Genomic DNA, 12,478 nt, shown 5'->3' with positions numbered 1-12,478 from the left:
GCACTTCGCGCTTTCGCCGGAAAGGCTTCACCCCCGCCTGTAAGAAGGGTGCCAGAATGTCACTTTGCGCTCGATCAGCGCGATCAGCCCATAAGAGAGCGATCCCGCCAGAGCGGCCACGAAAATCTCGGCCCAGACCATATCCACATTCATGCGCCCGATCTCAGCCGAGATGCGGAAGCCCATGCCGACAATCGGCGTACCGAAGAATTCGGCCACGATAGCGCCAATCAGCGCGAGCGTGGAGTTGATCTTCAGCGCGTTGAAGATGAAGGGCATGGCGGCGGGCAGGCGCAGCTTCACCAGCGTCTGCCAGTAATTGGAGCCATAGGTCTCCATCAGGTCGCGCTCCATCGATCCGGTGCTGGCAAGGCCTGCAACCGTATTCACCAGCATGGGGAAGAAGGTCATGATGATGACGACGGCAGCCTTCGACTCCCAGTCGAAACCGAACCACATCACCATGATCGGCGCGACGCCGACGATGGGCAGCGCCGCCGCCAGATTGCCGAGCGGCAACAGGCCCTTGCGCAGGAAAGGGATGCGGTCTGCGATGATGGCCGTGATGAAGCCAAGCCCGCAACCGGCGACATAACCGATGATGACCGCCTTCATGAAGGTCTGGCGGAAATCCGCCCAGAGGATCGGCACGGAATCGACAATCCGCGCCCAGATGGCGGAAGGTGCAGGCAGCAGCACTTGCGGTATGGCGAACAGCCGGACGGCTGCTTCCCACAGCACCAGCATGGCGATGCCGAACAGGGCAGGGACCGCGATGTCGAGAAGTTTCTGGCCCTGCGGGGTGCGGGCCTTGAGGCTGGAAACCCAACCCACAATCACCCACGACACCACAATGATGGCGATAACGGAGAGAATGCCGGTCATCATGCCGCCGCCCTTTCCGCCTTCGCGCCCATGCGGCTGTTGACGATGCGCGCTACCAGCCCGACCAGTGCGACCAGCACACCCGCCATCAATGCGGCGGCGATGAGCGCCGCCCAGATCTGCACCGTCTGCCCGTAATAAGAGCCAGCGAGCAAACGCGCGCCAAGTCCGGCCACGGCGCCGGTCGGCAATTCGCCGACGATTGCGCCAACAAGGCTGATGGCAACGGCAATTTGCATCGATGTGAACAGGAACGGCATGGCGGCAGGCCAGCGCAGCTTCCAGAACACCTGTGCGCGGGACGCATTATAGGTTCGCATGAGGTCGAGATGCATGACATCCGGCGACCGCAGCCCTTTCACCATGCCCACGGCAACGGGGAAGAAGGAGAGATACGTCGAGATGAAGGCTTTCGGCAGCAAGCCCGATATGCCGATGGCGTTAAGCACCACAATGATCATCGGTGCGATGGCGAGGATCGGGATCGTCTGCGAGGTGATGATCCACGGCATCAGGCTCTTGTCAAGCGTGCGCGAATGGACGATGCCGACCGCAAGCGCGATGCCAAGAAGCGAACCCAGCGCGAAGCCCAGCAGCGTGGAGGACAGCGTGACCCATCCATGATAGACGAGGCTGCGCTTGGACGTGGGCTTGACGTCGAAAACGGTCTTCCAGATTTCCTGCGCCACCTGATGCGGTGCTGGCAGAACCGGGCGCTCCTGGTTCATCGTATTGGCGACGAGCGTGGAAAACGAAACCTCGGTCCCGGCGCGCTCTGCCTGATCGCGCTCGAATGGCGCATTGAGAAAAACGGCCAGCCCATACCAGAGCGCGACGAACACGGCGAGAACCGTCGTCACGGGAATGAATTTGTCGTGCAGGAAGGCTTTCATTTGCGGCCTCCAGCAACAGCATATGGGCCGCGAGCTCTACTCATGGATATGCCCCAGCCGCAGGCCTTCGCGCACGCGATGGGCGATTTTCAGGAAAGCCTCCGATTCACGAATATCCAGCGTCCGATCCGGTCCGAGGTCGCAGTCGATGATTTCATGAATGCGGCCCGGACGCGGGCTCATCACCACGATCTTGGTGGAAAGAAACACGGCTTCCGGGATCGAGTGGGTCACGAAGATGACGGTTTTGCGCGTCGCGGCCCAGAGTTTCAGAAGCTGTTCGTTGAGGTGGTCGCGCACGATTTCATCGAGCGCGCCAAAGGGTTCGTCCATCAAAAGCATGTCGGGGTCAAACGACAGGGCGCGCGCGATGGAAGCGCGCTGCTGCATGCCGCCGGAAAGCTGCCATGGAAACTTCTTGCCAAAGCCGGTCAGATTGACGAGCGCGAGGTTCTTCTCGATCCGCGCCTGACGCTCCGCCCTGGAATAGCCCATGATTTCCAGCGGCAGGCTGATATTGTCCTCGATCGTGCGCCATGGAAACAGGGCTGCCGCCTGAAATACATAGCCGTAGGAGCGGTCGAGACGGGCATTGGCGGGCGTCATGCCGTTGACGCTCACCGAACCGGAGGTCGGCTGTTCGAGATCGGCGACCACACGCATCAGCGTGGTCTTGCCGCAACCCGAAGGACCGATAAAGGAAACGAACTCGCCGCGCTGGATCGCGAGGTTGATATTGGACAGCGCATGGACCGGCCCGTCATTGGTCTCGAAAACCAATGACAGATCCTTGATGTCGATTACCGTCTGCGCATTCTCCAAGCCCCTCTCCGGGGCCATGCTGTCATTCACATTCATGCGCGGTTCCCGAAGCTGAGCTAGAGCCATGTGTCAGACCCCTATCGGCATATGTTCTGCGCTGCGTTCCACCTTACGCGGAGCGACGATTTCCTTCCACTGCGACAGCGCCTTGTTCACCGCGCCGTTCGGCTCGCGTTCGATGAAGCGACCGTCGCCCGGCTCGGCGGTAACCTTGCCCTTGTTATAGGCAACGCGACCGCGAGAGAGCGTCACGACCGGCAGGCCCTTCAGCTCAAAACCTTCGAACACATTGTAGTCGATGGAGGAGTGCTGTGTCTTGGCCGAAACCTTTTTGGTGGCTTCCGGGTCCCAGATGACCAGATCGGCATCGGCCCCCGGCAGGACAGCACCCTTTTGCGGGTAGATGTTGAGGATCTTCGCAATATTGGTCGAAGTCACCGCCACGAATTCGTTCGGCGTCAGACGACCGGTGCGAACACCACGCGTCCACAAAACCGGAAGGCGCTCTTCCAGACCGCCGGTGCCGTTCGGAATTTTGGTGAAATTGCCGATGCCATAGCGCTTCTGCTCGGTGGTGAAGGCGCAATGGTCGGTCGCGACGCATTGCAGGCTGCCAGCCGCAAGACCCGCCCACAGGCTGTCCTGATTGACCTTGTCACGGAAGGGCGGCGACATCACGCGGCGCGCCGCATAATCCCAGTCCTTGTTATGATATTCGCTTTCATCCAGCGTCAGATGCTGGATCAGCGGTTCGCCAAACACGCGCATACCCTTCTGTCGGGCGCGGCGGATTGCTTCGTGGCTCTGCTCGCAGGAAACATGCACGACATAAAGCGGTACGCCTGCCTGATCGGCGATCATGATGGCGCGGTTGGTGGCTTCGCCTTCCACTTCCGGCGGGCGGGAATATGCATGGGCTTCCGGCCCGTTATTGCCTTCGGCCATCAACTTGGCCTGCAAATGGGCGACAACATCGCCGTTTTCGGCGTGAACGAGCGGCATGGCGCCCAGTTCCGCGCAGCGCTGGAACGAGGCGAACATCTCGTCGTCATTCACCATCAGCGCGCCCTTATAGGCCATGAAATGCTTGAAGGTGTTGATGCCCCGCTTCACCACTTCGGCCATCTCGTTGAAGGTGCGCTCGTTCCAACCGGTAATCGCCATGTGGAACGAATAATCGGTGCGCGCCTTGCCCGCCTTCTGGAACCATTCCTGAAGCGCGTCGAGGAGGTTGCCTTCGGAATCCGGCAGCACGAAATCGACCACCATGGTCGTGCCGCCCGCAAGGGCCGCCGCCGTGCCGGTGTCGAAATCGTCGGACGAATAGGTGCCCATGAAGGGCATTTGCAGATGGGTATGCGGATCGATGCCGCCGGGCATGATATAACAGCCGGTCGCGTCGATAATTTCATCGCCGGTCAGATTGTCGCCAACGGCAGCAATCTTCTCGCCTTCGATGAGAACGTCGGCTTTAAAGGTGCGGTCGGCGGTAATGACGGTGCCGCCTTTGATGACCTTGGATGCTCCAGTCTTAGCCACTGTTCGTTCCCCTTTTTGGTTTTGTATGAACACAGGTGCTGTATTGGATGGCAGTGAAATCAGCTTACAATTTCAGCAGTCTCCAATACGGCATGCAGAAGCACGTCGGTTCCCGCCGACGCCCATTCCTTCGAAATTTCCTCATCCTCATTGTGGCTCAACCCGTCGACGCAGGGGCACATGACCATTGCCGTCGGTGCAACGCGATTGACCCAGCAGGCGTCGTGGCCAGCGCCGGAAACAAGATCGCGATGGCTGTAGCCAAGCCGTTCGGCGGCATTGCGGATAGCTTCCACACAGCCCTTGTCGAAGGTGACGGGATCAAAATGGCCAGCCACTTCGATTTCGATGCCGATGCCCAGTTCCTCGGCAATCTTCGGCGCTTCCTTTTCGAAACGCGCCTTCATGCCGTCCAGCACATCCTGATTGGGCGAGCGGAAATCCACCGTGAACACGACCGTGCCCGGCAGGACATTGCGCGAATTCGGCGAAACATCGATATGGCCGACGCCGCCAACCGCATCCGGCTGATGCGCCATGGCGATTTCGTTGACGAGTTGCAGCATCTTGCCAAGGCCGAGGCTGGCATTCTTGCGCATCTTCATCGGCGTCGAGCCGGTATGCGCTTCCTTGCCGGTCAGCGTCACTTGCAGCCACCACAGGCCCTGACCATGGCTGACAACGCCGATATCCTTGTTTTCAGCCTCAAGGATCGGCCCCTGTTCGATATGCAGTTCGAACATGGCGTGAATTTTCCGTTTGCCGACCGGCTCGTCGCCTTTCCAGCCGATGCGCTCCAACTCATCGCCGAATTTTTTGCCCTTGGCGTCAGTGCGCTGATAGGCCCAGTCCTGATCCAGCACGCCTGCAAATACGCCGGAAGCCAGCATGGCAGGCGCGAAGCGGGTGCCTTCCTCATTGGTCCAGTTGGTGACCACGATGGGGCGCTTGGTGCGGATGTTCATGTCGTTGAGCGTGCGCATGACTTCGAGCCCGCCCAGAACGCCCAGAACGCCGTCATATTTGCCGCCGGTCGGCTGCGTGTCGAGATGGCTGCCCATATAGACGGGGTCGGCATCGGCGTCTTCGCCGGGGCGCAAGAAAAACATGTTGCCCATCGTGTCGACGGTCATCGACAGTCCAGCCTTTTCGCACCAGGACTGGAAAAGCTTGCGGCCTTCGCCGTCTTCATCGGTCAGCGTCTGACGGTTATTGCCGCCGCGCAGACCAGGGCCAATCTTGGCCATGTCCATCAGGCTGTCCCACAGGCGGTCGCCATTGACTCTGAGATTGCTGGTGAGCACCATGCGCTCGACCTCCTCATTGTATGGATGCGTTGGACGCTGCGCCAAATCTGCATAAGGCTCGTATCCACTCGCTTATAAGTTCCCGCGACCCGGCTCTTTGGCCACAATATTCTTGCCTGAATTGCAAAAACTTGACTAGTTGGTCAAAATGCAGGCTAGAAGAGCGTTCGAAGACGGTCAAGCGCTTTTGAAAAATTCTACACTGCCGAAAGGTGTCAAATGGCCACAGCCCCTTCAGCACCCCCATCTGCGGACCCAACCGCGCCCGAAAAGACGGAAGGTGCGACGCGTATTCAGGGCATCAATCGCCGGCTCATTCTCGACGCGGCGCTGGAAGTGTTTTCAAACTATGGATTTCGCGGCTCGACCATCGACCAGATCGCCGAGAAGGCGGGAATGTCGAAGCCGAACCTGCTCTATTATTTTCCGCGCAAGCAGAACATCTATGTCACCGTGCTGGAAGATACGCTCGCCACATGGCTGGAGCCTTTCGAGAATATCGACCCGGAGGGCGACCCGTTGGATGAATTGCGCCGCTATATTGCGGTGAAGCTGGAAATATCGGCCAAAAAGCCAGAAGCCTCGCGCCTGTTTGCCAATGAAATCCTGCACGGCGCACCAGCCATTTCCGATTTTCTGAAAGGGCATCTGAAGCAGCTTGTCGATGAGAAGGCAGCCGTCATTCATCGGTGGATCGCCGAAAAGCGCATCGCGCCGGTTGATCCTTATCATCTGATCTTCACGATCTGGGCGGTGACGCAGCATTATTCCGATTTCTCGGTGCAGGTTTCCGCCATTCTCGGTGACCGGACCCAGAAGCCCGGCTTTTACGACGAAACGGCAGCGGCGGTCAGCGCCATCATCCTTGACGGAATCCGCCCACGGGAAGAAGTTGCCGCATCATGAAAACGATTCGCATTTCAGCAGCCATCATCCGCGACGAGGCAGGCCGGTTCCTGCTCGTGCGCAAGCGCGGCAGCGCGATATTCTTCCAGCCCGGCGGCAAGATCGATGCAGGCGAACAGCCGGAAATCGCGCTTATTCGCGAGATCGAGGAAGAACTTGGCATTCGCATCGACGCCAGCCAATTGCGCTATGCGGCGAAGATGTCGGCCCCAGCCGCCAATGAGGTGGACGCCACCGTGGAAGCAGAGCTTTTCCATCTCACGCTGAAGGACGGTCAGGTGCCGGTCGCTTCCAGCGAGATTGAGGAACTGCTGTGGAACCCGCCCGGCGATCAGACCCGCCCGGTGGCGCTGCTGTCACAGAGCATTCAGGCGCGTTTCAAGGATTCGTGACGCGAGCGGTTCCTGTTAAAAAGGAATCGTGGAACCGCTCTATCTATTTGCTTTTACGCATTATCCTACGCATCGAAGCGGGACCATAAATCAGTCCAGTGGACTGATTTCCCCGCGTAGGCGCTACGCACTTTTGCTGGAAATGCTCTAGCTTGCAAAGCGCCGGGTTTCGCCCGGCGCTTTGTCTTTGTTGGATAGCGTTTATTCAGCCGCTTCCTTGACCGCCATCGGATTGTTCGGATGGGTGGTCCAGTTGGCGTAATCAGGCATGATCGGCGCCTTGGTGCGTGGATCGACGCCGCCGATCTGCTCCATGGTGATGCAGTTCTCGACCGGGCAGACATTGACGCAGAGATTGCAGCCGACGCATTCCTCGTCGATCACCTCGAAATGGCGCGCGCCATTGACGAGATTGGTGATCGCCTGATGCGAGGTGTCCTCGCAGGCGATGTGACAGCGACCACATTTGATGCAGAGATCCTGATCGATGCGCGCCTTGGTGACATAGTTCAGGTTCAGATACTGCCAGTCGGTAACCTGCGGTACGGCCATGCCGCGGAAATCGTCGAGCGTTTCATAGCCTTTCGAATCCATCCAGTCCGACAGGCCGTCGATCATTTCCTGCACGACCTTGAAGCCGTAGGTCATGGCCGCCGTGCAGACCTGCACCGTGCCGCAGCCGAGCGCGATGAACTCGGCTGCGTCGCGCCATGTCGTGATGCCGCCAATGCCTGAAATCGGCAGGCCGTGGGTTTCGGGATCTCGGGCGATTTCCGCCACCATGTTGAGCGCAATGGGCTTTACCGCCGGGCCGCAATAGCCGCCATGGCTGCCGCGACCGTCAATGGAGGGCACCGGCGACATGCGGTCGAGATCGACCGAGACGATGGAGTTGATCGTGTTGATCAGCGACACGGCATCCGTACCCGCCGCATGCGCGCCGCGCGCGGGCTTTCGAATATCGGTGATATTGGGCGTCAGCTTGGTGATCACCGGCATGCGGCTATATTGCTTGCACCATTTGACGACCATGGCGACATATTCCGGCACCTGACCGACAGCAGCACCCATGCCGCGTTCGCTCATGCCATGCGGGCAGCCGAAGTTCAGCTCGATGCCATCCGCGCCGGTTTCCTCGACCAGAGGCAGGATCGCCTTCCAGGCTTCCTCCTCGCAAGGCACCATGATCGAGGCGATGAGCGCGCGGTCGGGCCAGCGCATCTTGACCTCTTTCATCTCGCGCAGATTGACCTCCAGCGGACGGTCGGTGATCAGCTCGATATTGTTGAGGCCGAGCAGCCGCCGGTCGGCGCCGTGGATGGCGCCGTAACGCGGGCCGTTGACATTGACCACTGGTGGGCCTTCCGCGCCGAGCGTCTTCCAGACAACGCCGCCCCAGCCCGCCTTGAAGGCGCGCTCGACATTATAGGCCTTGTCGGTCGGCGGGGCCGAAGCCAGCCAGAACGGATTGGGCGATTTGATTCCGAGAAAATTCGTTGAAAGATCAGCCATGTCCTGAACCTCCTCAGCCTTGCTCGTTGCCAAGCTGGGTCGTTGCCCAATGATCGGATGGGATGTTTCTGTCCCGTGCGGATGCGCTCGCGTGATGTGCCCCGCCGGAAAGCACGGCTTCCGCAAAGCCTTCCACGGCCTGCGGACGCCGCGTCAGCGTGGCATGGATCGATTCAGCGGCAATCTTGCCCGCCTCTACCGATGCGACCGTCAGGTCCTTGCCGCCTGCAACGCAGTCGCCCCCCGCCCATATGCCTTCAACCGTGGTTCGGCCTTCCGCATCTGCGCTGATCCGGCCCTTGGCCATGCCGATACCGGAGCCGCGCAGCGGTTCTGGATCGAATGTCTGGCCGATAGCCTTGAAGACCTGATCAGCTTCCAGCGTCAAATATTCGCCCATGCCGACCAGCTTGCCGTCCTGATTGCCGGTATATTCAAAGGTCACCGCATGGACGGTGCCGTCGCCGCTGCGTTCCAGCGCATGGGGTTGCAGCCAGTGCCGGATGACGACGCCATGGATCTGCGCCAGTTCCTGCTCGTAGGCGCTGGCATTCATGCTTTCCTGACCGCGCCGATAGACGACGGTAACATTTTCCGCGCCGAGCTTCTTGGTCTGGATGGCGACGTCGATGGCCGTCATGCCGCCGCCGATGACGACCACATTGCGCCCGACGGGGAGGGCGGAGAGGTCCTTGGCCTGACGCAGATTGGCGATGTAATCGACCGCGTCGAGCACATTGGGCGCATCTTCGCCGGCAAGGCCAAGATCGTTCACGCCTGGCAGCCCCATGCCGAGGAACACCGCATCATGGCCCGCTTTCAGCGCTTCGATGGTGATGTCCTGACCGAGCGTCTGGTTGTATTCGATCGTGATGCCGCCGATTTCCAGCACGAATTCCAGTTCGCGCTGGGCGAAATTATTGACGGTCTTATAGGCCGCAATACCATATTCGTTGAGACCGCCGCCCTTCGGCCGCGCCTCGAACACGGTGACCTGATGGCCCTTCATGGCCAGACGATGCGCTGCCGAAAGACCGGCGGGACCAGCGCCCACCACGGCAATATGCTTGCCGGTTTCCGCTCCACGCTTGAAGGGCTGCTTGCCTTCGGCCATCAGAACATCGGTGGCATAGCGTTGCAGATTGCCGATCTTGACCGGCTTGCCCTCTGCCGTTTCGCGCACGCAGACTTCTTCGCAGAGCGTCTCCGTCGGGCAGACGCGGGCGCACATGCCGCCCAGAATGTTTTCGCTCAGGATTGTCTTGGCCGCACCGACCGGATTGCCCGCATTGATCTGCCGGATGAACAGCGGAATGTCGATGCCCGTCGGGCAGGCATTCATGCAGGGCGCGTCATAGCAGAAATAGCAGCGGTCGGATTCGACAATGGCTTCGTGCCGCGTCAGCGGCGGATGCAGATCGTCGAACACATGCGCATATTCACCGGCGGCAAGGCGCGCGCCGTGAATGTCAGGCGTGTGGCCCGTTTCTGCATCAATGGATGAACTGCCTGCGGATCCCCTCGTGGAAGGATTCATGGATCGCATCTCCCATTTTTATCTACAGTATTGGCCCAAAAGTCCGGATCGACCTTTGGAAATCACGATGCGTAGAAATGCTTCGGAGCGACCTTTGTGCGCCCTTGCGGACGCCTTGGTGCTCCATGCGACATGCGGGTTCCCTTTGCGCAATGCCGCTCATGTCCAGGCTGCAATCTTGCTGTTGCTTGCTCCGGTTATGGTTAGGATGACAGATTTTTTCGGAAGGTCAAATTTTTTTATCATCTGGTCAATTTATGATTCCCGAGCATTGCCAGCAAAAGTGTGAAACGGTTTTGCGTTCGGAAATGCGGCGCTCAAAAACTGTCAAGAAATAGGCGATGCGAGGCACCGCTTTTCAAGGCAGATAGATGGTTTGAAATTATGCTGTTCTCGCAGAGGCTTCGGATGCAGCTTCGGCAATATTGGCGAAGAAGCGGTCGGCCACTTTGCGCGCGACAGAACCGAGCAGCTTGGTGCCGAGCTGGGCAATCTTGCCGCCCGCATCGCCGCGTATGGTATAAGACAGGATTGTTTCGTCGCCATCTTCGGTCAGCATCACGTCGGTCACGCCATGCGCAAAACCGGCAATAGAACCCTCGCCATGGCCGGAAATCGTATAGGAGGCTGGCGGGTTCATGTTGGACAATTCCAGCATGCCGTGGAACCGGACTTTGACAATGCCGAGATTGACTTTCAACGCAGCGCGGATTTCGGTTGGCGACAGACGCTCGATATCCTCGCAGCCGGGAATGCAGTCTTTCAGCGTCTCGATGTCGTTCAGCGCATCCCAAACCGCCTGTCTTGGCGCTGCTATGCGTTCTTCACCTGTCAGGTCCATGCTTTGCTCCAGACGCGTGCTGCTATCAATGTAATTTGATTGATAAGATGTATATGGCAATCTATCCAAATAGGAAGTTTCGGTGATTTAATTGCCACAAACTTTCTTAAACTGCCCTAATATGCGGAATTAAATCGATTTGATTCGGGAGTAGCATCATGGCAAGAGACGCGACGAAGCTTGAAGCAACGGTCGCTAAGCTGAAAAAGCACTGGACGGAGAAAGCCCCGCACGACATGCGCGCGGCATTTCAATCCGATCCGGGCCGGTTCGAGCGTTATTCGCTGTCGCTGGACGATCTCTTGTTCGACTGGTCGAAATGTCGGGTCAATGACGAGACCATTGGGCTTCTGAAAGAGCTGGCGCTGGCCGCAGACGTGGAAGGCCGCCGCGCTGCCATGTTCGCAGGCGAACATATCAACAATACCGAAGACCGCGCCGTGCTGCATGTGGCCTTGCGCGACACATCGTCGAAGGAAGTGCTCGTTGACGGCCACAATGTGCTGCCGGATGTGAAGCAGGTTCTGGATCGCATGGCGGCCTTTGCTGACGGCATCCGTTCCGGCGCGCTAAAGGGTTCGACGGGCAAGAAGATCACCGATATCGTCAATATCGGCATTGGCGGTTCCGATCTCGGCCCGGTCATGGCGACGCTGGCGCTGGCGCCTTATCACGATGGTCCGCGCGCTCATTTCGTGTCCAACATCGATGGCGCACATATTGCCGACACGCTGGCTCCGCTCGATCCGGCGACGACGCTGATCATCATCGCCTCGAAGACCTTCACCACCATCGAAACCATGACCAATGCGCAGACGGCGCGCAAATGGATAGCCGATGCGCTGGGCGAGGCGGCGGTCGGCGCGCATTTCGCTGCCGTGTCGACGGCGCTCGACAAGGTTGCGGCCTTCGGCATTGCCGAAGAGCGCGTCTTCGGTTTCTGGGACTGGGTCGGCGGTCGCTATTCGGTATGGTCGGCGATTGGTCTGCCGGTGATGATCGCTGTCGGTCCCGAAAATTTCCGCAAGTTCCTCGCCGGTGCCCATGCCATGGATGTGCATTTCCGCGATGCGCCGATGGACAAGAACCTGCCCCTGTGGCTCGGCCTGATCGGCTACTGGCACCGAGCGATTTGCGGCTATGGCAGCCGCGCGATCATCCCCTACGATCAGCGCCTTTCGCGCCTTGCGGCCTATTTCCAGCAGCTCGACATGGAATCGAACGGCAAGAGTGTGACTGTGGACGGCAAGCCGGTTTCCGGCCCGACCGGTCCGGTTGTCTGGGGCGAGCCCGGCACCAACGGCCAGCACGCTTTCTTCCAGCTTCTGCATCAGGGCACCGATACGATCCCGCTGGAATTCATCGTGGCCGCCAAAGGGCACGAACCGGAACTCGATCATCAGCATGAAATGCTTTTGGCCAACTGCCTTGCGCAGTCGGAAGCACTGATGAAGGGTCGCACGCTCGACGAAGCCCGCGCCCAGTTGCAGGCGAAGAAGCTGCCGGAAAGCGAAGTCGAGCGGATCGCGCCGCACCGTGTTTTCTCCGGTAACCGCCCGTCGCTGACGCTGGTGCACGACAAGCTCGATCCTTATGCGCTGGGTCGCCTCGTCGCGCTTTATGAACACCGTGTGTTCGTGGAAGCGCAGATTTTCGGCATCAATGCCTTCGATCAGTGGGGCGTGGAACTGGGCAAGGAACTGGCCACCGAATTGCTGCCGGTGGTTTCCGGCAAGGAGACGGCAGGCACCCGCGACGCCTCCACGCAAGGTCTTGTCGCGCATCTGCACGCACGACGCAAAGCTTGACGGCATAATCCTGCGTAATAGAAATAATGTGGAGCC

11 protein-coding genes are annotated in these 12,478 nt (G+C 59.2%); 3 read left to right on the top strand and 8 right to left on the bottom strand.

The features are described from left to right. Window positions 1-27: 27 nt before the first annotated feature. From QLQ11_RS06945 to QLQ11_RS06925, 5 genes are read right to left on the bottom strand one after another with little or no spacing between them, the layout of a single operon-like run. Complete coding sequence (locus tag QLQ11_RS06945) at window positions 28-888, bottom strand: ABC transporter permease (RefSeq protein ID WP_109368315.1); 861 nt, start codon at window positions 886-888, stop codon at window positions 28-30. Then, on the bottom strand, window positions 885-1,778 hold the full coding sequence (locus tag QLQ11_RS06940) for an ABC transporter permease (protein WP_109368316.1): 894 nt from the start codon (window positions 1,776-1,778) through the stop codon (window positions 885-887). Before QLQ11_RS06940 ends, QLQ11_RS06945 begins: the two co-directional genes overlap by 4 nt. Window positions 1,779-1,814: 36 nt before the next feature. Beyond that, window positions 1,815-2,666 carry an ABC transporter ATP-binding protein gene (locus tag QLQ11_RS06935; RefSeq protein ID WP_371830896.1) on the bottom strand — a complete coding sequence of 284 codons (852 nt, stop codon included), beginning with the start codon at window positions 2,664-2,666 and terminating at the stop codon, window positions 1,815-1,817. A 3-nt stretch (window positions 2,667-2,669) separates the two neighbouring features. Beyond that, on the bottom strand, window positions 2,670-4,139 hold the full coding sequence (gene hydA, locus QLQ11_RS06930) for a dihydropyrimidinase (protein ID WP_109368318.1): 1,470 nt from the start codon (window positions 4,137-4,139) through the stop codon (window positions 2,670-2,672). A 59-nt stretch (window positions 4,140-4,198) separates the two neighbouring features. After that, window positions 4,199-5,446 (bottom strand): Zn-dependent hydrolase, encoded by a 1,248-nt coding sequence (locus tag QLQ11_RS06925; RefSeq protein WP_109368319.1) that lies wholly within the window; start codon window positions 5,444-5,446, stop codon window positions 4,199-4,201. Between the two features lie 219 nt (window positions 5,447-5,665). Here QLQ11_RS06925 and QLQ11_RS06920 point away from each other — a divergent pair, with 219 nt between their 5' ends. Together QLQ11_RS06920 and QLQ11_RS06915 are read left to right on the top strand one after the other, a co-directional pair. Beyond that, on the top strand, window positions 5,666-6,352 hold the full coding sequence (locus tag QLQ11_RS06920) for a TetR family transcriptional regulator C-terminal domain-containing protein (protein ID WP_109368320.1): 687 nt from the start codon (window positions 5,666-5,668) through the stop codon (window positions 6,350-6,352). Further along, window positions 6,349-6,744, top strand: a complete 396-nt coding sequence (locus QLQ11_RS06915) for an NUDIX domain-containing protein (RefSeq protein WP_109368321.1) — start codon at window positions 6,349-6,351, stop codon at window positions 6,742-6,744. The genes QLQ11_RS06920 and QLQ11_RS06915 overlap by 4 nt, the downstream gene beginning before the upstream one ends. A 201-nt stretch (window positions 6,745-6,945) precedes the next feature. Here the strand turns inward: QLQ11_RS06915 and preA are convergent, their stop codons facing one another. From preA to QLQ11_RS06900, 3 genes are all read right to left on the bottom strand, one after another. Beyond that, window positions 6,946-8,256: an NAD-dependent dihydropyrimidine dehydrogenase subunit PreA gene (gene preA, locus QLQ11_RS06910; RefSeq protein WP_109368322.1), complete on the bottom strand. Its 1,311-nt coding sequence runs from the start codon at window positions 8,254-8,256 to the stop codon at window positions 6,946-6,948. A 13-nt stretch (window positions 8,257-8,269) separates the two neighbouring features. Continuing rightward, entirely contained in the window at window positions 8,270-9,793 is a 1,524-nt protein-coding gene (locus QLQ11_RS06905; RefSeq protein WP_371831109.1) for an NAD(P)-dependent oxidoreductase, read from the bottom strand. A gap of 382 nt (window positions 9,794-10,175) precedes the next feature. Then, window positions 10,176-10,634 carry a carbon monoxide dehydrogenase subunit G gene (locus QLQ11_RS06900; protein WP_109368324.1) on the bottom strand — a complete coding sequence of 153 codons (459 nt, stop codon included), beginning with the start codon at window positions 10,632-10,634 and terminating at the stop codon, window positions 10,176-10,178. Window positions 10,635-10,792: 158 nt separating this feature from the next. On the opposite strand from QLQ11_RS06900, the gene pgi reads away from it, so the two are divergent. Next, complete coding sequence (pgi, locus tag QLQ11_RS06895; protein ID WP_109368325.1) at window positions 10,793-12,442, top strand: glucose-6-phosphate isomerase; 1,650 nt, start codon at window positions 10,793-10,795, stop codon at window positions 12,440-12,442. Window positions 12,443-12,478 lie beyond the last annotated feature (36 nt).

Origin of the sequence: Ochrobactrum sp. SSR (genome assembly GCF_030067775.1) — a bacterium.
GTDB classification, from domain to species: domain Bacteria; phylum Pseudomonadota; class Alphaproteobacteria; order Rhizobiales; family Rhizobiaceae; genus Brucella; species Brucella teleogrylli.
Note: the sequence above shows the minus strand (reverse complement) of the source record. Positions and strands in the feature narration are given on the sequence as shown.

What these genes read in the sequence shown, in the direction of transcription:
- QLQ11_RS06945 (WP_109368315.1), bottom strand. Translation starts at nt 888, where the DNA reads ATGATGACCGGCATTCTCTCCGTTATCGCCATCATTGTGGTGTCGTGG.
- QLQ11_RS06940 (WP_109368316.1), bottom strand. Translation starts at nt 1,778, where the DNA reads ATGAAAGCCTTCCTGCACGACAAATTCATTCCCGTGACGACGGTTCTC.
- QLQ11_RS06935 (WP_371830896.1), bottom strand. Translation starts at nt 2,666, where the DNA reads ATGGCTCTAGCTCAGCTTCGGGAACCGCGCATGAATGTGAATGACAGC.
- QLQ11_RS06925 (WP_109368319.1), bottom strand. Translation starts at nt 5,446, where the DNA reads ATGGTGCTCACCAGCAATCTCAGAGTCAATGGCGACCGCCTGTGGGAC.
- QLQ11_RS06920 (WP_109368320.1), top strand. Translation starts at nt 5,666, where the DNA reads ATGGCCACAGCCCCTTCAGCACCCCCATCTGCGGACCCAACCGCGCCC.
- QLQ11_RS06915 (WP_109368321.1), top strand. Translation starts at nt 6,349, where the DNA reads ATGAAAACGATTCGCATTTCAGCAGCCATCATCCGCGACGAGGCAGGC.
- preA (WP_109368322.1), bottom strand. Translation starts at nt 8,256, where the DNA reads ATGGCTGATCTTTCAACGAATTTTCTCGGAATCAAATCGCCCAATCCG.
- QLQ11_RS06905 (WP_371831109.1), bottom strand. Translation starts at nt 9,793, where the DNA reads ATGAATCCTTCCACGAGGGGATCCGCAGGCAGTTCATCCATTGATGCA.
- QLQ11_RS06900 (WP_109368324.1), bottom strand. Translation starts at nt 10,634, where the DNA reads ATGGACCTGACAGGTGAAGAACGCATAGCAGCGCCAAGACAGGCGGTT.
- pgi (WP_109368325.1), top strand. Translation starts at nt 10,793, where the DNA reads ATGGCAAGAGACGCGACGAAGCTTGAAGCAACGGTCGCTAAGCTGAAA.